Origin of the sequence: Duganella sacchari (genome assembly GCF_900143065.1) — a bacterium.
GTDB classification, from domain to species: domain Bacteria; phylum Pseudomonadota; class Gammaproteobacteria; order Burkholderiales; family Burkholderiaceae_D; genus Rugamonas; species Rugamonas sacchari.
This window is the reverse complement of sequence record NZ_FRCX01000017.1, coordinates 1-21,615: the sequence shown is the minus strand read 5'-3', so window position 1 is coordinate 21,615 and position 21,615 is coordinate 1. Positions and strand designations below refer to the sequence as shown.

Here is a 21,615-nt window from a genome sequence, read left to right as displayed (position 1 = left end):
GCGGCGGCGAGCGTTTACGGCAAGTGATAGGATTGCCTTAAAAATAACTCAAGGCTCCTATGAAACGCTTTCTCGCCGCCGCAGTGCTGGCACTGATCTGTTCAGCGCCAGCACTCGCCGCCACGCTTCCCGGGCACTACTACCTGAATGGCCGCAGCGAAGTCGGCTCCGAATTACTGCTCAAGGCCGATGGCACCTTTCAATGGGCCCTCATGTATGGCGCGGTCGACCAGTATGCCCATGGCACCTGGGCCGCAAAGGGGGATGAAGTCACGCTGACCAGCGCGCCACAGGAAAAACCCGATTTTGCGCTGTTCGAAGCCGATGACTATGGCAGAACCAAACCCGCCGAACCCGGCTTGTGGGTTGCCATCGTCGGTTTTCCGCACGAAGGGCCGCTGGCGGAGGTGGAAGTCTTGTTTGAAAGCGCCAGCGGCAAGACCGCCACTGCGGTTTCCAAGCGCAACGGCGACGCCATCACCAACATGCCCGGCGGCGAGCAATGGCAACGCGCCGGCTTGCGCATGAAAGGCGCCGCCACCGATTACCAATGGATCAACCTGCCAGCAGACCGGGCCAAGGCACGACTGGCAGGCTTTACCGTCAAGAACCGCGAAGCCTTTACCCCGTCCGCGTTCAAGACGATGACATTGACGGTGGAAGGCAATGCCCTGCATGCCGACAGCAAGTCCGGCCTGGGTATCGGCGGCACCTACGAAAAGGCCAAATAGTTATTTCTTGCACACCTCGGTACCGCCATCGAAGACGATACGCCAGGTCTTGGGCGCTTCCAGCCGCCAGACGGAACTGAAGCGCGCGATCAGCGTTCCGTCCGGGCCATACACGGGGCCGGCGGTCTTGGCCAGCGTGCCCGAGGCCAGCACTTCGACCTCGTCCGGCTCCCAGGAGAATGGCGCAGCCGGCTTGGCGTAAAACTTTTTCCATTCGTCGGCGACCGCCTGTTTGCCGCGCAACGGCTGCGTGCCGCCGCTGAAGATCGCCTCCTCGGACAGGAAGCTGACGAAAGCCGCATGGTCGCGGGCCTTCATGGTTGCCGCAAACGCGCGCTCAACCTGGGCGACCTCCTCCTGGATGCCGGTGAATGCGGGCGCCGCCTGCGCCCCGGCGGCCAGAAAAGCCGCTAACGGTATCGCCATCCATTTCATCGCTGCCTCCCCTTGGCATGCTACACAATTGCTATTTATCCGAAATGAGAGTATAAAGACTCCACAAACGGAGGATTTATGCTCAACTATGCCTACCCCCGCAGCCGCTTCGAGCCAACCGTCTTGGTGGATCTGAATGCCAAGGCCGAGCGCGAACGCCTGTCCCAATCCGCCCTCAAGGGCTTTTTCAAACTGGTCGCCACCTGGAAGGTGCGCGATGAAGATGCACGCCAATTGCTCGGCGGCGTCTCCAGCAGCAGCTACTACGACTGGAAAAAGCATCCAGAGCGTACGCTGGAAGTGGACTGCATCACGCGCATTTCCTACCTGCTGGGCATTTACAAGGCACTGCACATCATCTACGGCGACAAACTTGCCGATGAATGGGTCAGCCTGCCCAATAGTAATCACATTTTCGAAGGCCGCACACCGCTGGCCTATATGCTGGGCGGCGGCTTGCTGGCCATGCAAATCGTGCGTCAGCTACTGGACGCGCGCCGTGGAGGGCTGTAAGTGCCGGTCAGCCTCGTTCCCCCTTTAACCACTTTACGCCAGTTCGACACCTGCCGTCTGCTGCCCTCCCGCTTTGCGGATGTCGAGGATTCCGTATTGGCGCCGCTGGCCGACAGCGACGCCCACCTGCGCGACCTGTTCGACCTCGACAACGCCACCAATGCGCGCCTGCGCACGCAGAACGGCGGCGCGGCCGGCATCAATGTCGATGAGCTGGTGTTCGGCGTGCCCAACTTCCGCATCGTCAACGCCGCCTTTACCTACGCCCATCCGCAGGGCAGCCGCTTTAACGATGGCCGCCGTGGCGCCTGGTATTGCGCGTTTGACGCGGAGACGGCGCTGGCCGAGGTCAGCTTCCACAAGGCCGTGGAGTACGCGGAGATCAACCGCTTTGACGACAGTGTGCAGTACCAGTGCATGCTGGCCGATTTCACCGCCACCTTCCACGACATCCGCAACCAGCCGCGCTACAGTACCAGCCTGGCGCCGGACAGTTACATCGCGTCGCAAACGCTGGCCGAACGCCTGCTGGACGGCGGCTCGCTGGGCATTATTTACCCGAGCGTGCGGCGCGAAGGCGGCATCAACCTGGCCTGCTTCCGCCCCGCGCTGGTGGGCAATGTTCGCAAAGGCCCGGTCTATCGGTTAACATGGCAGGGTAGCCCAGTACCGAAGATAGAAATTATTTAACCATGCAAACCAAACCAGAAAAAGACCTCGACCTCCGCAACAAAGTGAACCGCGAAACGGCACGCCTGCCGTGGACCGAGCTGCTCAAACACTTCGCCCAGGGGAATGTGGTGTGGGTCGCCAATTCGCTGGACCTGGTCGATGTGGCCGTCCGCGTCTCGCACGACGACAAGGCCAATATCAGCCAATGGATGAACGCTGGCCTGCTGGCCAAAGTCAACGACCAGCAGGCGCAGGAATGGCTGGAGAACAACGCCCAGCTGTGGGCGTGCGTCGTCAGTCCATTCATCCTGGTACAGCAGGAAAAAGCTGTACCCTCCAACGTGCACTAATCAGAACTTGAAGCTGCCGGCGTCCAGCGTCAGCGAGCCGCCGCAAGCCGGCGTGATCGCTTCACGGTTGCCGCTGGCAGTGGACTGATTGCTCTCCCATACCGTATTCACGCCGTACTTCATGAATTTGTATTGAATCGGCGTCGCTGGCGGCAGCTGGAAGGTGCGCGACCATGGCACATTGGCGCCGCTGCCTTCGATGTTCAGCTGGTTGCTGCTGCCCTGCACCCAGTTGCCCAGCTCCGCGCGATTGCCCACCACGTACACATTCTGGCCCACCACCGTATTGGCGTTCGCCACACGGAAGGTCACCGGCACCGTGGTGCAAGAGCCGCCACCACCACCACCACTGCCGCCCACCTTCTGATTGATGTGCAGCGCCACCGCCGGCACCACTGAACCGCCATTGGCCGGGATACTCACGCTGATGACGCCATTGCTGCCCACCGTGACGCTGTCGCTGGTACACGCTGTGCCTGCGGCATTCAGCACACCATGCACCACGTTGCAGTAGGTGCCGGCAGGGAGCGCCGTCTGCAGCGTCGCATTCCATGCAGCGTATTCGTTGTTGATGGCGACAAAGCCCTTGGCGCCGCGGCCAAACGCGATCTGGTTGGCCGTGCCATTGGTGAAGTAGTCCACGCCCTGCCCAGAGGCCGCAGCGCGGAACGCCACCATGTTGGAGATATCGCTCCAGCGATGGATGAAGTCCCAGCTCTGGTTAATCAGCGGATTGCCGCTGGCGTCAAACGGACTGGCGCTTGGCGGCGCCTGATCGTAGCTGGTGAAGCGGAAGCCCGAGTGCAGTTGCGCCGAACCGTAAGGCCACGCCAGCATGAAGATATTGGCGAGGTCATAGCGTTTGGTGCCCTGGGTGTCGTTGGTGGCGCCGGAAACGTAGTTGCTGGCCACCAGCGAGCTGCCGTTACGCTCGGTATCCCAGTTGTTGACGAACACCGTGGCCTTCTCGCTGGGCACAAAGCCCCAGGTGCCACCCCAGTTGCCCGGCGTACCCATGATCGCGCGGATCTGCGACAGGCTGGCGCCGTTCTCGTTGCGGAACACGGCCTTGATCGCAAAGCTGTACTGGAATTCGTTCAGCGTGCCATTGCTGTAGTAGTCCGAGCGCACCACATTGCTGTCCGGGATAACCTCCTGCGTCACCCACAGCGACTCGCCCGCCGTGGTGGTGCGCGACACGCCATTCAGCATGGCTGCGATGTCGGATGGCTGCATATGCTTGGCGGCGTCGAAGCGGAAACCGTCCACGCCCATGCCGACCAGCTTGGTCAGATAGTTCTTGATCTGGCCTTGCACGTAGGCGCCATCGGTGCGCAGGTCCGGCAGTCCGCTCAGCCGGCAGTTGATGACGTTGTAGCGGTTGCCCGGCGAACCGTAGTCGCCGCCCGCGATATCGCAGGCCGGATGGAAGTCGCTGCTGCTGAAATACGGATAGGCCAGCGAGGTGGAATTCCATGCCGAACCATCCGTCGCGGTGCCGGAGCCTGCAGCCAGGTGATTGGCTACCACGTCCACATACACGCGCACCTTGGCCGCGTGGCAGGTGTTGACCATGGCCTGGAATTCGGCCTCTGTACCCATATTACTTTTCAACGAAGCGAAGTTGACGGGCTGGTACACATCCCACCAGGCGCCAAGGCTGGCCGAGGCCTGCGGCGGCGACACCTGCACCGCGCCAAAGCCCTGCGGGCCAAGCCAGTTTGTGCATTCCTTGGCGATATCGTTCCACTTCCAGCGGAACATCTGCACCGACGTATCGGCGGGATTAAAAGCGGCGTGCGCGGGCGCCATCGCAACGCCGGTCAGCAAGCCGGCGGCGAGCAGGGATTTCATCATCATGTGTTTGTCTCCGTGTAGTTATGTTTTGGGAAATACTGCATCCCAAGCAAAATGTAGCAGAACTACAGTAAACAGCAATCGCACACGCGATATGGAAGCGGTACCAGGCAAATTGGTGTAATCAAGTTACAACAGCGATATGGCCATGCACAGGCTTATTGGGCAAACAGATAGGTGCAGCCCTGATCGGCGGGGTCACGCGCAAGAATGCGGTCATACAGGCCGACGTTCTGCTTGGTGGCACGCTCAACGTCCTCCGGCAGCAGCAGGCCAGCGGCAACTTGCTGTTCCGCCGCCAAACGCACAGCAGCAATGTAGGCGTCGCGATTGGCGTAGCGGCCCTCCAGGCTGGGACGTGGATCACCTGCCGCCAGGCGCTCCGCCTCGGTGCGGGCGAACGGCACAAAACTGCCGTCAAAGCGCGAGGTGGCCCAGGCAAAGCCTGTGTCAGGCGCACGCAGATTCCAGCCAGTGTGCGTACCCAGCGGCGCTTGCAGTTCGACCAGACGCACGCCACCTCTGTCATTGCCGTCGGCATCTGGTGTCGGCACACGGGTTTCGTAATCGTCGCCATGCTTGGGCGGGGTGGTATCTGCGATGCCATACATGTTGAAGCGCAGGCCGAAGTTCAAGCGCGGTTCGCGCAGGTTCTGCTCCGGCGGCGTGAGGCCAACACCTTTAGGAAAGATGGCGCGGTAGTCAGCCACCGTGGTGAGCGTACCGTCGGCCAGCGCTGGATAGGCGCTGGCAGGCGGCTGCGTGCCTTGGGTAGTCCAGTCATCCAGCGCGACGATCAATGCGCGCATCGGCAAATAGTGGTCGGTGGTGGATACGCAAGCGGTGAACGGCGCGCGTTTGCTGGAGCGCCCCACGTAATGCTGCGCGCCCATGAATCCATAGATGCGTACATTCGGCGCCGGGGTGACATCGCTCACGCCATCGGGCGTGGTGGCGATCAGCGACGCGCCACGGTTCCAGAACTCGGTCGAGGTATTCGCGTAAAACAGCTTGGGCAGATTGCCCTGCTTGTCGCGCGCCTTGTCCAGGGTGGAAGCCGTTTTGCCGGTCGCGGGATCACGCGTAGGCGCGCTGGTGAACGGGAACGCATCGGCCGGATAATCATGCTCCTCCAGCATTGATGGATGACGCGTAGGCTGGGCGAAGCGGCTGTTGAAGCCCGCCGAGCCGCCAGCACCCGGCACCTGCAGATACGCGCCATTGAATACCAGCTTGCCGCTTTCATCGACATTCAGGCCGTCGTGCATCATGCGGCCAATCACGCGGCCGGACTGGCTGATGCCAAACATGAGCACATTGCGCGGCACGGGCGCACCTTCAAACGGATTGTCGCGGAAGTATGACAGCAGATCGCGGATGCCTGCCAGGCCGGCGCCGGTCACGTACGGATCTTTGGCCGCATAGGTCACTTCGTAAATCGTGCCGGGCTGGAAGCCGCCTTCCAGCTGGATACGGCCAGGGCCGCCCTTCAATTCCGGCTCAACGAAACGCCAGGCGCTACGCGCGATGGGACGGCGCTTATCATCCGGACGTGAGCGCGCGGTAAGCTGGGCGTGCGGGTCATTCGGCGTCGCTGGCTCATAGGTCAGGCCGCGCATGCCCGCGTAGGTGACGACATCCGTGGGTGCGTTGACGGTGAACTCGTTCTGCACCTTGCCTTTGACGCCCTTCGCCACCGGCGGCGCAAACACCAGGGGACGTGCGCCAGCGGCGGCGCCTGGCGCCACGTCCCATGTCCACGCGGAGAACAGCAGCGAAAAGCCATGGCGCATAAGGAAACCATCGCCCGCGTCAGCGGTAGTGGACGGATCGTTATTGGCCGGACTGCGGCCATTCACCTGTCCAAGGATGGCGATGTTGCCGCGGTTGTTGACGTCATACAGCAGCGTGGCTGGCTTGCCGCCGACAGGCCGCAGCAGCACGAATTCGCTGGAGAACAGCACGCGGCCCTTGTTGTCGCGCGGCGCATGCTTCAGATCGATGATGCTGGCATTCGCTGCGGCTTTGGGATCCAGCGCATAGTAAGCGATGCCGCGTATCTTTTCATACGCGCCGTATTCGCCAAAGGTGACGCCGGGAGCGAACGGCGCACGTTCAACTACTTGAATACGTTCGACCGCAGCCTGTGCGGTGGTGAGGACCAGTGCCATCGCCAACATCGTCAACTTGCGTTTCATCCAGCGCTCCCGCTATGCAAAGCGCCTATCCTAGCAAGCCAGTTAGCCGACGTCTACCCACGGCCCTGCCGTCGGGCAAACCGACGGCAGGTTGCGAGAAAATATTCGTTCAATTATTGAGCAGGAGTCCGGCGATGATGCCCGTGGTGATCGCAACCAGCACATAGTCGCTGCCGGTTTGCACCCAGTGATAGCCGCGCGGCGGCGCGCTCAGATGGTGGGAGCGCCAGTTATCGACCACATACTGGCGGCTGCGCCATTCAGGTGGCAGGCGGCCGCCTTTGCGCAGGTCATGACGCGGACCAGCGCCACGGTCGCGGTCATTGCGGTCGTCATGATGATAGTCCTGACGGTCGTTACGGCGTTCGTCATAGCGGCTGAAATCCGGGCCGCCGCGACGGTCACCGCGGTCACGGTCATGGCGATCCTGCGCCGAAGCTGCGCCGCTCACGCCGATCAGCACCGCCAGTGCGGCGACAACAATGCGATTGCTCTTCATATCAAGCTCCTTATGTGTGCTTCGATAGAATCAGCATAGGGCTGCGAACGGCGGTGCACCGTTCGCCAGCCAACATTACTCAGGTTGGCGTATCGACATCATCCCACTCACGGTCTTCAAAGCGCACCAGCCAGTTCAGGGCGTGGTGACGCTCTTGCAGCACACTGTCGTTGAGCCCTGCCGGTACCGGCGTTTTCTTCAGGATGGCCTGGCGGCTGGCCCAGTGCAAACGATAGTGTAGATCCAGCGCATCCAGAATCTCCGGCGCCGGACGCGCGACCGGCTGCTTGCGCAGGCCCTCTGTACCACGGTCGATCACAGTGCTGGAGATCGCCGAGACGTCGCAGATCGCGTCCGCAAACGGCAATGCGTCCTGCAAACCGAGCGCCCATTGCAGCACAAGGATGGCTTCATAGCGCCACAGGAATTGCGTCACTTCCTGCTGGCCCGGTGCATCCTTGGCGAGGAAATCACGTTCAGCATCGGTCAGGCCGGCGAAGGCCGGCGGAAAGCGCTCCTGCAATGCAGCGACCGGAATCGGTGTCTCCCCCGTCAGCGATTCAGCACGGATGGCGACCACAAACAGCGCCAGCATACGGCGCAGCACATCTTCCGGCGCGCGCAGGCGCAGTTCCGGTTCGGACACCAGTGGCGGCAAATCGGCCGGCACATCAATCTTGCTGGCAGCCAGCTGCTCGCCGGTGCGCGCCTTGCGCTGCCAGGCTTGCGGCGGATACGGCACTACGGCTTTCGGGTCGCCATCATCGCTCAATACCGGCAACAGCGTACGTCCTTGCGGATCGCAGACACGGCCATCTTCCATGAAGACGATGGCATTGGCCGCCTCCGCCCAGGCATGAAACGCCGCCTGCTGCTCCGGCGCGAACGACAGACTGACGTGATGCTGCACACGCTGCAGATGGCGGATAACGTGGTAGCGCGTGCGCGACATCTTGCCCTGCCCTGCATCGGCCAGATGGTGCATCAAGCCATTCAGATGCGGCGCCAGCTCCTTGTCCGCCAGACTGCGGCGGCCATTCAGCACATGCAGGAAGTCCGGCTTGGGCACATCGGCCACGGTGCAGAAGGCGTTGGTCTGGATATGGTTGCCGGTGTCTTGCGGCTTGGCGAACAGCTGTTTAAGTCGATTTAGCATAACAATAATTTTCTAGCGCATGTCCAGCGCGCGGCGACGGCGAGGCGGTGGAAAAGCGCGGTTCAGCACGGCCAGATCATCGTCGGACAGCAGGAGATCGGCCGCAGCGCGGTTGGCGCGCAAGTGTACAGGATCGACGGCCTTGGGGATAGCAATGACGCCATCCTGATGCAGCACCCAGGCCAGCGCAACCTGTGCAGGCGTGGCCCCACGCGCCTCGGCCACCGCGCGCAGGCCGGGATTTTCCAGCAGCGCGGCCTGTTCACGGCCTGAACTTTCCAGCGGCGAGTACGCCATCAGCGGCATGCCCTGCTGACGGCACCACGGCAGCAAATCGAACTCGATACCGCGCTTCATCAGGTTATAGAGGACCTGGTTGGTGGCCGGGGCGCCGTAGGTCATCGACTCCTCCATGTTCTCCAGGTCGAAGTTACTGACGCCATAGGCCTTGATCTTGCCGGCTTTCTTCAGCGTCTCGAAAGCATCGAAGGTCTCGGCCAGCGGATGGTGGCCCTGCCAGTGCAGCAGGTACAGATCGATGCAGTCGATCTTCAAGCGGCGCAGACTACGCTCACAGGCGGCCTGCGCGCCTTCAAAGCTGGCGTTGTGGGGATAGACTTTGCTGACAACGAAGGCCTCATCGCGGCGGCCGGCGATGGCTGCGCCCACCACCTCTTCTGCGCCACCTTCGCCATACATTTCAGCGGTATCGATCAGCGTCATGTCCAGATCAAGGCCAAGCTGCAAAGCACGCACCTCGTCCTTGCGCTGTGACGCCTTCTCGCCCATATTCCACGTGCCCTGCCCGAGCACCGGCACCGTCCCACCCGAAGGGAAACTCACACTTTTCATTTTTCCTCCTCCCCAGTTCGGGGTCAGTGCCGACATCTGGACACGAGCCCAGCAATGGGCGGATCACATTGTTTGAGCAAACGCATTTTTCAAACCACCGCAATCCATAAGATGGCTGAATGAGCCGTCCACTTCGCTTAGAATTCCCCGGTGCACTCTATCACGTTACCGCGCGCGGCAATGTCAAGGCAGACATTTACCTTGGGCGTAGGGACCGTATCGTCTGGCTGTCAATCCTCGAAGAAATTTGCACACGTTACAACTTCGTTGTGCACAGCTTTTGCCAGATGAGCAATCATTATCACATCGTGCTAGAGACCATTGACGGCAACCTGATACAGGGGATGCGGCAACTGAACGGCCGGTATTCACAATACTTCAACCGTCAGCACCAAAGAGTCGGTCATGTATTTCAAGGTCGCTACAAAGGCATTTTGATTCAGCGCGAGAAATACTTGCTTGAGCTGGCGCGCTACGTGGTATTGAACCCGGTGCGGGCGGGTTTCGTCCAATCGCCAGAGCAATGGGCATGGAGCAGCTATCCCTACTTCATCGGGCAGGCTTCCTGTCCGGCATGGCTGGATGTGGCATCTACTCTGGCGACATTCGCGGTCCGGCAGGATGCGGCGATGGCGGCGTATCAGCGATTTGTCATCGCAGGCATAGGTGAACAAAGCCCGCTGCTTAAAACTGCTCATCAGCTTCTGCTCGGTGACGCGGAATTCATCGCCAATGCCAGAGCGATGATTGCCTCCCCCACTTTTCGGGCAGTCAATAAAAGTCAGCGCCGCGCCTTGACGCGCTCGTTAGCGGAATATGCCGCTCAGTACCACAACCGCGATGAAGCCATGGCCCGGGCTTACCATTCAACGGCCTACACGATGAATCAGATCGCCGCCCATTTCGGCGTGTCGGATAAAACGGTCAGCCGGGCCATCAAAAAGCAGATGCCCGGCTGAAATGTCCGAATGTCGGCACTGACCCCGAACTTTTTAGTGGCCGCCGCCGAGGTAGGCGGCGATCACTTTGGGGTCGGTTTTGAGGCTGTCGGCGGGGCCGTGCACGGAGATGCTGCCGTTTTCCAGTACGTAGCCGTAGTCTGCAACGTTGAGCGCGGCGGCGGCGAATTGCTCCACCAGCAGCATGGTCACGCCTTCTGATTTCAGGCGCTGGATGATGCGAAATACCTCTTCCACCAGGATCGGCGCCAGGCCCATGGACGGTTCGTCCAGCAGCACGACGTCGGGATTGAGCATGACGGCGCGCGCCATGGCCAGCATCTGCTGTTCGCCGCCGGACAGCGTGCCGGCCAACTGCGTCTGGCGCTCTTTCAGGCGCGGGAACAGTTCCAGCGCCTTTTCCAGGTCGCGCTGGATGTCGCCCTTGGGACGTGCACGCGTAAACCGTGGGAAGGCGCCCAGCAGCAGGTTGTCAGTCACGCTCATGGAGGCAAACACGCGCCGCCCTTCCGGCGAGTGCGCCAGTCCGGCGCGGGCGATCTTGTGCGAGTCGCTGCCGGTGATGTCTTTACCGTCCAGCGTGACCTTGCCCGCTTTCGGCTTGAGCATGCCGGAGATGGCGCGCATGGTGGTGGTCTTGCCGGCGCCGTTGGAGCCGATCAGCGTGACCAGCTTGCCTTTCGGGACTTCCAGCGAGATGCCGTGCAGGACTTCGACTTTGCCGTAGGCGGCGTACAGGTTGGAGATCGATAGCATGTCGTGTCCTCGTTAGTGCGCCGCCGGCGCTTTCATGCCGCCGTGTTCTTCGCCACTGCCGCCCAGGTAGGCTTCGATCACTTTGGGATCGCTTTGCACGGCGGCCGGTTTGCCTTCGGCGATTTTCTGGCCGAAGTCCAGCACCGTGACGGTGTCGGACAGCGCCATCACTACATCCATGTGGTGTTCGATCAGGATGATGGTGATGCCGTGGTCGCGGATCTTGCGGATAATCGCCATCAGTTCCTTGATGTCGGGCGCGGTCAGGCCGGCGGCCGGTTCGTCGAGCAGCAGCAGGCGTGGACTCAGGCCCAGCGCACGGCCAATCTCCAGCAGGCGCTGTTTGCCATACGGGAGGTTGCGCGCTTCCTCATTGGCCAGGTCGGACAGGCCGACGAACTCCAGAATGCTGGCGGCGCGCTCGCGGGCGGCGCGCTCTTCGCGCTTGTAGCGCGGCGTTTGCAGCATCACGTCCAGCACGTTGGACTGGAAGGTATTGTGCAGGCCGACCAGCACATTCTCGGTGGCGGTCATTTCGCCGAACAGCTGCACGTTCTGGAAGGTACGCGCCACGCCACCCAGCGCGATTTCGGACGGCGTGCGGCCGGAGATGACGGCGCCCGAGAACGCTACCTTGCCGGCGGTCGGTTTGTAGATCCCGGTCAGCACATTCATCATGGTGCTTTTGCCGGAGCCATTGGGGCCGATCAGGCCATGCACCGAACCCTGGATCACATTCAGGTCGACCTGGTTGAGTGCTTTCAGGCCGCCGAACTGCATGAGGATCTGTTCGACGCCAAGCAGTGTGTCGCCGGCCTTGCCGCCCTGCGCGCGCGGGAATGGCTCGGCGCCCGTGGCGACAATGGCTTTGGCGTGGACGGCGCCGCGCCCGAACAGGTTTTGCAGATAACCGACGATGCCATCCTGCAGATAGTAGACAACGAACAGTGTCATCAGGCCGAAGATGGTCAGGCGCCAGTCGACGATGTTTTCCAGCTTGAAGGAGAATGCGGCCATGCCGATGGTGGCGACCAGCGGCACGATCACGCCGCCCACGGTGGAGCGTTTGCGGGCCACGGCCAGCGCTGCGCCTATCACGCCCAGCACGGCGGCGGCGACGGCGATCTGGCGGAATAGCTCAATGTCGGCCAGCAGACTGGGAAGCATGACCACGATCAGCGCGCCGATCAAGGCGCCGGAACGGGTCTTGCGGCCGCCCATGATGACCGCCAGCAGGAACAGGATGGTCAGCTCGAAGTTGTAGGTGTTGGGCGAGATGTATTCTTCCGAATACGCGTACAGGCTGCCCGCCAGGCCGGCGAAACCGGCGCTGATGATGAAGGCGTAGACCTTGTATTTGTAGACGGAGACGCCCATGCAGTCGGAGGCGATCGGGCTGTCGCGCAGTGCTTCGAACGCGCGCCCCAGGTTGGACTTGAGGATGCGGTGCACTACCACCAGCGATACCACCATCAGCGCGGCGACCAGGTAGTAGTACTGCACTTCACTGAGCTTGGCGCCCAGGATCAGCGGCTTGGAGATCTTGATGCCCATTGGGCCTTCGGTGAGGAAGGTCATTTCATTGATCAGGATCTGGATGATGGTGCCAAAGGCCAGCGTCACCATGGCCAGGTAGGGACCGGTCACGCGCAGTGCCGGCAGCGCGAGGATGGCGCCGAAGATGGCCGCGCCAGCCACCGCGCCCGGAATGGCGATCCAGAACGGCGCACCGAGTTTGAATACCAGCACGCCGGTAACATAGGAGCCGATGCCGAACAGGCCGGCGTGGCCCAGCGACACCTGGCCTGTGTAGCCGACCACGATGTCGAGGCCAAATAATAGTATCGCGTAGATCAGTATCGTTTCAAACAGGTGGATGTAGTACGGGTTCGGTATCAGCGTCGGATACAGCGCCAGCACCGCCAGTCCGATCACGCTGGCTGCGATGATTTTCTTGTTCATGGATCAGACCTTTTTGATGGCGGCTTTTCCGAACAGGCCGGACGGCTTCACCGCCAGCACCAGCAGCAGGAGCAGCAATCCCGGGACTTCCTTGTAGCCGGTGGAGACGTAGTAGCCGGTGGTGGTTTCAGCGATGCCCAGTATCAGGCCGCCGACGATGGCGCCAACGCCCGAGGTCAGGCCGCCGATGATGGCGACCGCGAACGCTTTCAGTCCCAGCGAGGCGCCCATGGTGGCGCCGGTCAGCGTCAGCGGCGCCACCAGCACGCCGGCAAACGCGGCGACGGCGGAGGATAGCGCGTAGGAGAAGGTAATCACCATGCCGGTGTTAATCCCCATCAGGCCTGCGGCGTCGCGGTCATTGGCGGTGGCGACAACGGCCTTGCCGTAGATGGATTTGCGGTTGAAGAGTTCAACCACGGCCATGATGGCCAGGGCGCCCACCACCACCGCCACCTGCATCGGCTGCACATTGGCGCCGAGGATCTGGATCGGCGCGGAGTCCAGCGGCGACGGGAAGGTCAGGTCGTCCTTGCCCCAGATGTTCTCGGCGACGTTCTTGAAGATGATGGCCAGCGCGATGGTGGACATGATCCAGCCAAATTCGGACTTGATCTTGATGGCCGGCCGCACGCCTATCCATTCCACCAGCATGCCTTGCAGCGCGCCGAACACGATCACCAAGGGGATCATGAGCAGGTAGCCCATGTACGGGCCGCCGTGGATGGTGCCAACCAGGCTCAGGCCCACGAGTGCGCCCAGCATCAGCGATTCGCCCTGGCCGAAGTTCAGCGTGCCGGAGGTGGCAAACGTCAGCTGGTAGCCGAACGCGATCACCGCATAGATCATGCCCAGCGCGACGCCGCTGAACACCAGTTGCAACAGGATTTCCATGATTCCCCCGACAAGAAAATGGCCAGGCTTGCGTCAACAAGTCTGGCCATTGTGGCGCGCTAGACGGCCTTATTTGGCCTGGACGACTTTGCCGTCCTTGACTTCACCAAACACGGTGACGTCGGCGGTGATGGCTTCGTGGTCGTCTTTCGAGTAGGGCTTGCTGTAGGAGGTCACCACGCCCTCCACTTTCTCGTTGAGGTTCTCCAGCGCGGCTTTGACTTTCGGGCCTTCGGTGCTGCCGGCCTGTTTGATGGCAGCGGCCAGCAGGTAGATCGAGTCATAGCCCTGCGCGGCCGATACCGGCGACGGCATGCGCCCTTGCGGCGGGTTGTAGGCTTTTACGTAGGCGTCGATGAAGGCTTTGCGCTTGGGCGTGCTGGCATCCTGGATGAAGGTCTGCGGCATGCGGGTGCCGTTGCCGTTCTTGCCGGCGTTGTCGATGAAGTTGGCCATCGACAGGGTCCAGCTGCCGATCAGCGGCACTTTCCAGCCCAGCTTTTCCATGCCGTTGGCGATCTGCGCCAGCTCGGGGCCAATGCCGTAGGTGAGCACCACGTCGGCGCCGGCCTGTTTGGCTTTCAGCAGCTGGGCCGTCATGTCGACGTCCTTGATGTTGTACTTCTCCACCGCGACCGGTTTCATGCCGCGCTTGTCGAGGACTTTTTCCAGGTCTTCGCGGCCCAGCTGGCCGTAGTTGGTGGAGTCGGCCAGGATCGCGACTTTTTTGAATTTACGGTTGTCGACCGCTTCCTTGATAATCATCTGCGACTGGATCTGGTCGCTGGCGGAATTGCGGAAGATGTAGTTTTCCGGCTGGTCGGCAAACTGTTTGGTGATGATGGAGCCGGTGGCGACGTTGTTCATCACCGGGATTTTGGCGTCCTGGTAGAAGCGCTGCGAGGCCAGCGCCACGCCGGTGTTGATGTAGCCGACCGTGGCGACCACGCGTTCCTTGTTGATGAGTTCCTGGGCGATCTGCACGCCGCGTTCGTTCTTGGCTTCGTCGTCGCGTTCGATGATCTGGAGCTGGCGGCCCAGCACACCGCCCTTGGCGTTGATCTCGGCCACGGCCAGCTTGACGCCGTCGCGCATCGATACGCCCATCGGCGCGGAGCCGCCGGTGAAGGGGCCGGACACGCCGATCTTGATGGGATCAGCAGCCTGCGAGGCCGCTGCGAAACCGAGTGCCAAACCTGCCACGAGCAATTTCAACTTGAAGTTCATCTGTCATCTCCTGTTATACAACGCTTTTTTTAATAGTCGTACGCTGGAAAAGCCGCCCCATCGGAAATCATTGTAGGTTAGTAGAACTACATCAGCAACAGATAGCTGTGCGGCATCGCAGCAAGGGCAGGCACCCTGTGCGCTTGTAAGCTGGCAGTAAGAATTACATGCCCGGCGTGGCTTGTTTGAGGGCGCGGTTGGCGAAGCGCATCTGGGTTTCGGCCAGCGCTTCATTGCGCTCGAAGCCCATGGAGCCGTCGCGCAGGCCGATGGCCATGGCCATCACGGCTTCGGGATATTCAAGGTCGGCGGCTTTTTCGATCCAGCGGCGCGCGGCCAGTTCGTCGCGCTTGACGCCTTCGCCGGACAGATAGAGCTTGGCCAGCGCGTACATGGCGGCCGGGGTCTGGCGGTTGGCCGCGAACTGCAGCCAGTGCGCGGCGGCCTTGAGGTCGCGCCCCACGGCCATGCCGTTCTTGTACATCATGCCCAGGTAGTAGGCCGCCTGCGGGTCGCCTTTTTTGGCGGCGCCGCTGAACAGTTCAAAGGCGCGCGGCAGGTTGGCCGGCCTGGCTTCGGAGCCGCGCAGGTTGAGGCGCCCTTCTTCCACCGGTCCGGCCATGGCCACGCCGGCCAGCACGCAGCTGGCAGCGGTAAGGGCGGCGATGACGAGGTGCGGGATCTTCATTGATTCAGGTCGATGGCGTACAGGGCGAAACCTTTGCCGCTGCCGTCGTCCGCTTTGAGCTGCGCGACGTTGGCCAGGCCGGCTTCGCGCGCCAGGTCCAGCAGGCCCGGCGCGGAGTGGAATACTACCGTACCTTGGACGGCGGCCGGCGCAAATCGCCAGCTGCGCGTGGCGCCGTTGCGTGCGCGCGTCAGTTGCCGGGTTTTCTGGATGTAAGCGATCAGCACGTCGCGGCTGGAATCCGGCGAGGCGATCACGGTTTTGCCGCCATCCAGGCCGGGAAAATTGCCGCCGCCGCTGGCGCGGTAGTTATTGGTGGCGACCAGGAACTCCTGCATTGGCGACAGCGGCGCACCTTTGTAGTGCAGGCCGACGATGCGCTGGCCGACGGCCTGCGTGACGTCGATCTGGTAGCGGATGTCAGCACTGGTCAGCATGTCGAAGTTAAAGCCGGCGAAGCTGGTGTTGATGAGTTCCTGCTGCGCGCTGCTGGCCGGATCGATGCGGTTGAAACGTTCGGCGGATTTCTCCAGCCAGGCCTTGAGGCCGGCGCCATCGAGTTTGACGGCGTGCAGCGCGTTCGGATACAGATACAGGTCGGCCGCATTGTTCAGCGCAACGGCGCCCGGCCTGACGTCGGTGTAGTCGGCCACGCCAGCGGCGCCGGTCTTGAACGGCGATGCCATCGACAGCACCGGCAGCGCCGCGTACTGCGGCAGGTTGGCCTTGACGTAGTCCTGCACGTAGGCGGTTTGCGCCTGGTTGACCAGTTCAATCGCGCTGATGTCGCCCACGTCGGCGAAATAGCTGGTCATGCGGAAGTCGCTGGTGCCGACCGGGGTTTTCACATAGCGGATGGTGGCCGCGTGTTCGGCGGCGACCAGCGGCGCGATGGCCGGATCGGCGGCGACATAGCTGCCGTCCGGCTGTCTGGTGCTGCGCGCCGCAACAGTGGTGCGGCTTTGGTCGACCGTCCAGTGCGCGCCGTCGTACCGGAGGTGCAGGCCAATCACGCCCAGGTTCTTGCCCCACAGGTTGGCCATCACGGTCGGCACGCCGTAGACCGTGCCCCGGACTTTGTCGACGCCCGCCAGGTTGAAGGCGACGCGCTTGCTGGCGGCGTCCGGGAATGGCAGGTGTTCATGGCCGATCAGCATGGCGTCAATGCCGGGCAGTTGCGCCAGATGGTAGTTGGCGTTTTCCATATCCGGCGTGTACGGCTCGCCGTCAATGCCGCCGTGCGAGATGGCGACGATCAGGTCAGCGCCTTCGGCGCGCATTTGCGGAATATATTTCTGTGCCGTTTCGCGCACGCCTTCGGCGTACACCTTCCCGGCCAGCCAGTGCTTGTCCCACGACAGCACGCCCGGCGGCGTGAAGCCGATGATGCCGACTTTCAGCGTGGCCGTGATTGGCTGGCCATCCGGGCCGGTGGCGTTGATCCGGCGCGTGAGGATGCGGTATGGCGCGAACAGCGGCTGGCGGGTACGGGCGCTGTAGATGTTGGCCAGCACGATGGGGAAACCGGGACCGGCGCAGCGCGGCGCGTCGGCAGGTACGCCATCGACGTCGAAATGGCTGGCGGTGACCTGGTTCAGGTAGGCCAGGCCATAGTTGAATTCGTGGTTGCCGATGCCGGCGCCGTCCACGCCCAGCTGGTTCATGGCTTTATAGATGGCCAGCGTTTCGCCGCAGGCTATCGGCTTGACCAGCGCCTGGTAGTCGGCCAGCGCCGTGCCTTGCAGCGCGTCGCCGTTATCGATGAGCAGATTGTTCGGGTATTCCGCGCGCGCCTGCTTGATGAGCGTGGCCGTGCGTTCCAGGCCGATGGCGGGATCGGCTTGCAGCTTGTAGTAATCATAACTCAGCACATTGGCGTGCAGGTCGGTGGTCTCCAGCAGCGCCAGCGTCGCTTCGGCGCCCACGGGCGTGGCTGTGCCGCCGGGCAGGCTGGCGCAGGCGGACAGCAGGAATGGCACAACGAGCAAGACTAGGCAAGCGCGGTGGTTTGGGCGCATGGACGGCATGATGAAGTTACAGGCTGCAATATTCTATCTGTTTTGTGGCCTAAATGGCAGTATTTCAGGGCCGCGACACGGCGCGCAGCGCGGCACTGGGAGACAGGGGCGGTCTGGAGTATAATTCAAGGTTTGATTTCAGCCTTAGAAAAGAAGAAAACCATGGAAGCCGAACGCATCAACGCCCTCACCTCCCTGCTCGCCGATCTGACCACGCGCGAAGCCGAACTTCGGAGGTATCTTTGACTTCGACCGCAAAGTCGACAAGCTCGAACAAGTAAACGGCGAACTGGAAGATCCAGCGGTCTGGAACGATCCCAAGAAAGCCCAGGACCTGGGTAAAGAAAAGAAATCGCTGGAAGCGGTGGTCAATGCACTGATCAAGGCCGACGCCGACCTCAAGGACATGGGCGACCTGATCGACATGGCCAAGGAAGAAGGCGATGACGACACGCTGGAAGCGCTGATCGTCGATGCCGAAGAAGTCCGCAAAGTCATCGAGGGCATGGAATTCCGCCGCATGTTCAGCAACCCCATGGATCCGAACAACTGCTTCGTCGACATCCAGGCCGGCGCCGGCGGTACCGAAGCCCAGGACTGGGCCTCGATGCTGCTGCGCCAGTACCTGCGCTACAGCGAGCGCAAAGGCTTCAAGGTCGAGATCATGGAGCAGTCCGATGGCGAGGTGGCCGGCATCAAGACCGCCACGCTGAAAGTGGAAGGCGAATACGCCTACGGCTTCCTGCGCACCGAGACCGGCGTGCACCGCCTGGTGCGCAAGTCGCCGTTCGACTCGGCCGGCGGCCGCCACACCTCGTTCGTGTCGCTGTTCGTGTATCCGGAAGTGGATGACTCAATCGATATCGAGATCAATCCGGCCGACCTGCGCATCGACACCTACCGCGCGTCCGGCGCCGGTGGTCAGCACATTAACAAGACCGACTCCGCGGTGCGTCTGACCCACGGCCCGTCGGGCATCGTGGTCCAGTGCCAGAATGACCGTTCGCAGCACCGCAACAAGGCCGAGGCGATGGAAATGCTGAAGGCCAAGCTGTATGAACTGGAACTGCGCAAGCGCATGAGCGAGCAGCAGAAACTGGAAGACTCCAAGACCGACGTCGGCTGGGGCCACCAGATCCGTTCGTATGTACTGGACCAGTCGCGCATCAAGGACTTGCGTACCAACTTCGAGACCGGCAACACCAAGGGTGTGCTGGACGGCGATCTGGACGACTTCATTTCCGCCTCGCTCAAACAAGGCGTGTAATGACCCAGCGAGCATTCATCTTCGACATGGACGGTACCATCGTCGACAATATGTCCTTCCATGTGAAGTCGTGGCTGGAGTTTTTCCAGCGCCGCGGCCATGTGCTCGATGCGGATGACTTCTTCCGCAATACGGCCGGCCGCCAGGGTCATGAAATCATGAGCGCCTACTTTGGCAACGCGCTGACCAAGCAGGAAAGCGCAGCCCTCGATAGCGAGAAGGAAGCGCTGTACCGCGAAATGTACGCGCCGCATCTGGCGCCGACCACGGGGTTTGTCGATTTCATCGCGCGCGCCAAGGCGGCTGGCATCAAGCTGGCCGTGGCAACGGCGGCGCCGACCGAGAATATCGACTTCACGCTGGACGGCCTGGATCTGCGCAAGGAATTCAACGCCATTGCCGGTGCGGCCGATGTCGTACGCGGCAAGCCGGAGCCGGATGTATTCCTGCTGGCGGCCGAGCGCGCAGGCGCCCTGCCGCAACACAGCATTGTATTTGAAGACGCGCCGCTGGGCGTGGAAGCAGCACGCCGCGCGGGGATGCGCGCCGTGGTGCTGACAACCACTTTGCCTGCTGAAGCGTTTAAGGAATTCGACAACGTGATTGCTGTCGTACGCGACTTCAGCGAGCTGGATGCAGACGAGCTGTTTGCCTTCGCCACCAATTAAATCATCACCTCAACAAAAGTAAAGACCATGACTACGGATCTTCAAGAACAAGCAGCCGCCCCGGACGATAATAAAATCATCGCCGAGCGCCGCGCCAAGCTAGCCGCCATCCGCGAACAAGGCATCGCCTTCCCGAACGACTTCAAACCTGAGCACAAGGCAGCCGACCTGCACGCGCAATACGGCGAGAAGTCGCGCGAAGAACTGGAAACCAATCCGGTGACCGTCAAGCTGGCCGGCCGCATGATGCTGAAACGCGAAGCTGGCAAAAAAGCCGCTTTCGCGACGCTGCAGGATTCGTCGGGCGCCAAGGCCGATGGCCGCATCCAGATCTACGCCACGCTGGACCTGACCGGCGAAGCCGCCATGGCCGCGCTGCACCACTACGACCTGGGTGACATCCTGGGCGTGGTCGGCACGCTGTTCAAGACCAAGACCGACGAGCTGACCATCAAGGTCACCGAACTGCGTCTGATCACCAAGTCGCTGCGCCCGCTGCCGGACAAGTTCCACGGCCTGGCCGACCAGGAAACCAAGTACCGCCAGCGCTACGTGGACCTGATCATGAACGAAGAAACCCGCCGTACGTTTAAAGCGCGTACCGCCGCGATTTCGTCGATGCGCCGCTTCATGGAAAAGCACGAGTTCATGGAAGTGGAAACGCCGATGCTGCACGCCATCCCTGGCGGCGCTGCGGCCAAGCCTTTCATCACCCACCACAATGCGCTGGACATGCAGATGTTCCTGCGTATCGCGCCCGAGCTGTACCTGAAACGCCTGGTGGTGGGCGGCTTTGAGCGTGTGTTCGAGATCAACCGCAACTTCCGCAACGAAGGCGTGTCGATCCGTCACAATCCGGAATTCACCATGATGGAGTTCTACGCGGCGTACACCGAGTACACCTGGATCATGAACTTCACCGAAGAGATCATCCGCCAGGCTGCCATCGACGCCCACGGCACCGCCACCCTGACTTACGGCGGCCGCGAGCTGGATCTGGCCAAGCCATTCCACCGCCTGACCATCGTCGAAGCGATCAACAAGTATGCGCCGGGCTACACCGAAGCGCAGCTGAACGACGTTGCGTTCATCAAGCAGGAACTGCTGAAGTTTGGCGTGAAGCCGTTTGCCACCGCCGGTCTGGGCGCGCTGCAACTGGCGCTGTTCGAAGAGACGGCGGAAGCGCAGCTGTGGGAACCGACCTTCATCATCGACTATCCGGTGGAAGTATCGCCGCTGGCCCGTGCTTCGGACTCGCGCGAAGGCATCACCGAGCGCTTCGAACTGTTCATGGTCGGCCGCGAAATCGCCAACGGCTTCTCGGAGCTGAACGACGCGGAAGACCAGTCTGCCCGCTTCCTGGCGCAGGTGGATGCCAAGGACGCCGGCGATGAAGAGGCGATGTACTACGACGCCGACTACATCCGCGCACTGGAATACGGCATGCCGCCTGCCGGTGGTTGCGGCATCGGCATCGACCGTCTGATGATGATTATCACCGACTCGCCGAACATCCGCGACGTGCTGCTGTTCCCGCACCTGCGCCGCGAAGAGTAAGCTTCGCCGCTCACAAAAAAGCCGCTCCATCGAGCGGCTTTTTTTTAGTCAATGACCCGTCCTGGTTTAAGTTGTCACTTCCCGCCTTTTCTTAGGAGAGCGAGATGGGAACTAGACAAAAGAGGACGCAGAGCGATTACAGCCTGGCTTTTAAGCAGGGGGTAGTCGATGCAGTGGAAAAAGGCGAAATGACGTACAAGCAGGCCCAGCGTCTGTACGGCATCCAAGGCCGCTCGACGGTGCTAGTATGGCTGCGCAAGCTTGGCCGGCAGGATTGGAGTACGCTGGCGATGGCTTTGGCCCGTCATCAACCAGCCGAGATCGGTGCTACCTCCATGACTCCGGAACAGCGAATC

21 protein-coding genes are annotated in these 21,615 nt (G+C 61.6%); 9 read left to right on the top strand and 12 right to left on the bottom strand.

Annotation, left to right across the window (positions count from 1 at the left end):
- The first annotated feature begins 59 nt into the window (after window positions 1–59).
- Window positions 60–731 carry a hypothetical protein gene (locus tag BUA36_RS26975; protein WP_072789556.1) on the top strand — a complete coding sequence of 224 codons (672 nt, stop codon included), beginning with the start codon at window positions 60–62 and terminating at the stop codon, window positions 729–731.
- Here BUA36_RS26975 and BUA36_RS26970 read toward each other — a convergent pair whose 3' ends face one another.
- Window positions 732–1,157 carry a YybH family protein gene (locus BUA36_RS26970; RefSeq protein ID WP_229255825.1) on the bottom strand — a complete coding sequence of 142 codons (426 nt, stop codon included), beginning with the start codon at window positions 1,155–1,157 and terminating at the stop codon, window positions 732–734. It abuts the gene before it with no gap.
- Between the two features lie 87 nt (window positions 1,158–1,244).
- Between BUA36_RS26970 and BUA36_RS26965 the strand changes: the two genes are divergently transcribed.
- From BUA36_RS26965 to BUA36_RS26955, 3 genes are read left to right on the top strand one after another with little or no spacing between them, the layout of a single operon-like run.
- Window positions 1,245–1,679 carry an MbcA/ParS/Xre antitoxin family protein gene (locus BUA36_RS26965; protein WP_072789550.1) on the top strand — a complete coding sequence of 145 codons (435 nt, stop codon included), beginning with the start codon at window positions 1,245–1,247 and terminating at the stop codon, window positions 1,677–1,679.
- Window positions 1,680–2,369 (top strand): RES family NAD+ phosphorylase, encoded by a 690-nt coding sequence (locus tag BUA36_RS26960; RefSeq protein WP_072789547.1) that lies wholly within the window; start codon window positions 1,680–1,682, stop codon window positions 2,367–2,369. It begins immediately after the preceding gene.
- A 2-nt stretch (window positions 2,370–2,371) separates the two neighbouring features.
- Window positions 2,372–2,701 carry a DUF2288 domain-containing protein gene (locus tag BUA36_RS26955; RefSeq protein WP_072789544.1) on the top strand — a complete coding sequence of 110 codons (330 nt, stop codon included), beginning with the start codon at window positions 2,372–2,374 and terminating at the stop codon, window positions 2,699–2,701.
- Here the strand turns inward: BUA36_RS26955 and BUA36_RS26950 are convergent, their stop codons facing one another.
- From BUA36_RS26950 to BUA36_RS26930, 5 genes are all read right to left on the bottom strand, one after another.
- Window positions 2,702–4,561: a carbohydrate-binding module family 20 domain-containing protein gene (locus tag BUA36_RS26950; RefSeq protein WP_229255824.1), complete on the bottom strand. Its 1,860-nt coding sequence runs from the start codon at window positions 4,559–4,561 to the stop codon at window positions 2,702–2,704. It lies immediately after the preceding gene.
- Between the two features lie 155 nt (window positions 4,562–4,716).
- Window positions 4,717–6,756 carry an alpha/beta hydrolase domain-containing protein gene (locus tag BUA36_RS26945; RefSeq protein WP_072789540.1) on the bottom strand — a complete coding sequence of 680 codons (2,040 nt, stop codon included), beginning with the start codon at window positions 6,754–6,756 and terminating at the stop codon, window positions 4,717–4,719.
- A 109-nt stretch (window positions 6,757–6,865) separates the two neighbouring features.
- Window positions 6,866–7,255 (bottom strand): RcnB family protein, encoded by a 390-nt coding sequence (locus BUA36_RS26940; protein ID WP_072789536.1) that lies wholly within the window; start codon window positions 7,253–7,255, stop codon window positions 6,866–6,868.
- Between the two features lie 79 nt (window positions 7,256–7,334).
- Window positions 7,335–8,411, bottom strand: coding sequence for a DUF4272 domain-containing protein (locus tag BUA36_RS26935; protein ID WP_084560370.1), 1,077 nt, complete (start codon window positions 8,409–8,411; stop codon window positions 7,335–7,337).
- 12 nt (window positions 8,412–8,423) lie between these two features.
- Window positions 8,424–9,263, bottom strand: a complete 840-nt coding sequence (locus BUA36_RS26930) for an aldo/keto reductase (RefSeq protein ID WP_072789533.1) — start codon at window positions 9,261–9,263, stop codon at window positions 8,424–8,426.
- A gap of 119 nt (window positions 9,264–9,382) precedes the next feature.
- Between BUA36_RS26930 and BUA36_RS26925 the strand changes: the two genes are divergently transcribed.
- Entirely contained in the window at window positions 9,383–10,222 is an 840-nt protein-coding gene (locus BUA36_RS26925; RefSeq protein WP_072789530.1) for a transposase, read from the top strand.
- A 33-nt stretch (window positions 10,223–10,255) separates the two neighbouring features.
- Here the strand turns inward: BUA36_RS26925 and BUA36_RS26920 are convergent, their stop codons facing one another.
- The 6 genes from BUA36_RS26920 to BUA36_RS26895 all read right to left on the bottom strand — a co-directional run bounded on the left by BUA36_RS26920 (window position 10,256) and on the right by BUA36_RS26895 (window position 17,776).
- Window positions 10,256–10,978, bottom strand: a complete 723-nt coding sequence (locus BUA36_RS26920) for an ABC transporter ATP-binding protein (RefSeq protein ID WP_072789527.1) — start codon at window positions 10,976–10,978, stop codon at window positions 10,256–10,258.
- Window positions 10,979–10,990: 12 nt separating this feature from the next.
- On the bottom strand, window positions 10,991–12,940 hold the full coding sequence (locus BUA36_RS26915; RefSeq protein ID WP_072789524.1) for a branched-chain amino acid ABC transporter ATP-binding protein/permease: 1,950 nt from the start codon (window positions 12,938–12,940) through the stop codon (window positions 10,991–10,993).
- Between the two features lie 3 nt (window positions 12,941–12,943).
- Entirely contained in the window at window positions 12,944–13,834 is an 891-nt protein-coding gene (locus BUA36_RS26910) for a branched-chain amino acid ABC transporter permease (protein ID WP_072789521.1), read from the bottom strand.
- A 69-nt stretch (window positions 13,835–13,903) separates the two neighbouring features.
- Entirely contained in the window at window positions 13,904–15,061 is a 1,158-nt protein-coding gene (locus BUA36_RS26905) for an ABC transporter substrate-binding protein (protein WP_072789518.1), read from the bottom strand.
- 163 nt (window positions 15,062–15,224) lie between these two features.
- Window positions 15,225–15,749, bottom strand: a complete 525-nt coding sequence (locus tag BUA36_RS26900; RefSeq protein ID WP_072789514.1) for a tetratricopeptide repeat protein — start codon at window positions 15,747–15,749, stop codon at window positions 15,225–15,227.
- Entirely contained in the window at window positions 15,746–17,776 is a 2,031-nt protein-coding gene (locus BUA36_RS26895) for a bifunctional 2',3'-cyclic-nucleotide 2'-phosphodiesterase/3'-nucleotidase (protein WP_371851502.1), read from the bottom strand. Before BUA36_RS26895 ends, BUA36_RS26900 begins: the two co-directional genes overlap by 4 nt.
- A 153-nt stretch (window positions 17,777–17,929) precedes the next feature.
- On the opposite strand from BUA36_RS26895, the gene prfB reads away from it, so the two are divergent.
- The 4 genes from prfB to BUA36_RS30490 all read left to right on the top strand — a co-directional run.
- Window positions 17,930–19,034 (top strand): peptide chain release factor 2 gene (gene prfB / locus BUA36_RS26885; RefSeq protein ID WP_139260707.1). Its coding sequence is split into 2 segments (ribosomal slippage): window positions 17,930–18,010 and window positions 18,012–19,034, totalling 1,104 coding nucleotides; the frame shifts between segments, so codons are not numbered across the junction.
- Window positions 19,034–19,702, top strand: coding sequence for an HAD family hydrolase (locus BUA36_RS26880; protein WP_072789501.1), 669 nt, complete (start codon window positions 19,034–19,036; stop codon window positions 19,700–19,702). The genes prfB and BUA36_RS26880 overlap by 1 nt, the downstream gene beginning before the upstream one ends.
- A gap of 27 nt (window positions 19,703–19,729) precedes the next feature.
- Complete coding sequence (gene lysS, locus BUA36_RS26875) at window positions 19,730–21,259, top strand: lysine--tRNA ligase (RefSeq protein WP_072789498.1); 1,530 nt, start codon at window positions 19,730–19,732, stop codon at window positions 21,257–21,259.
- 104 nt (window positions 21,260–21,363) lie between these two features.
- On the top strand, window positions 21,364–21,615 hold a 252-nt coding region (locus tag BUA36_RS30490; RefSeq protein ID WP_371851501.1), incomplete at its 3' end, for a helix-turn-helix domain-containing protein.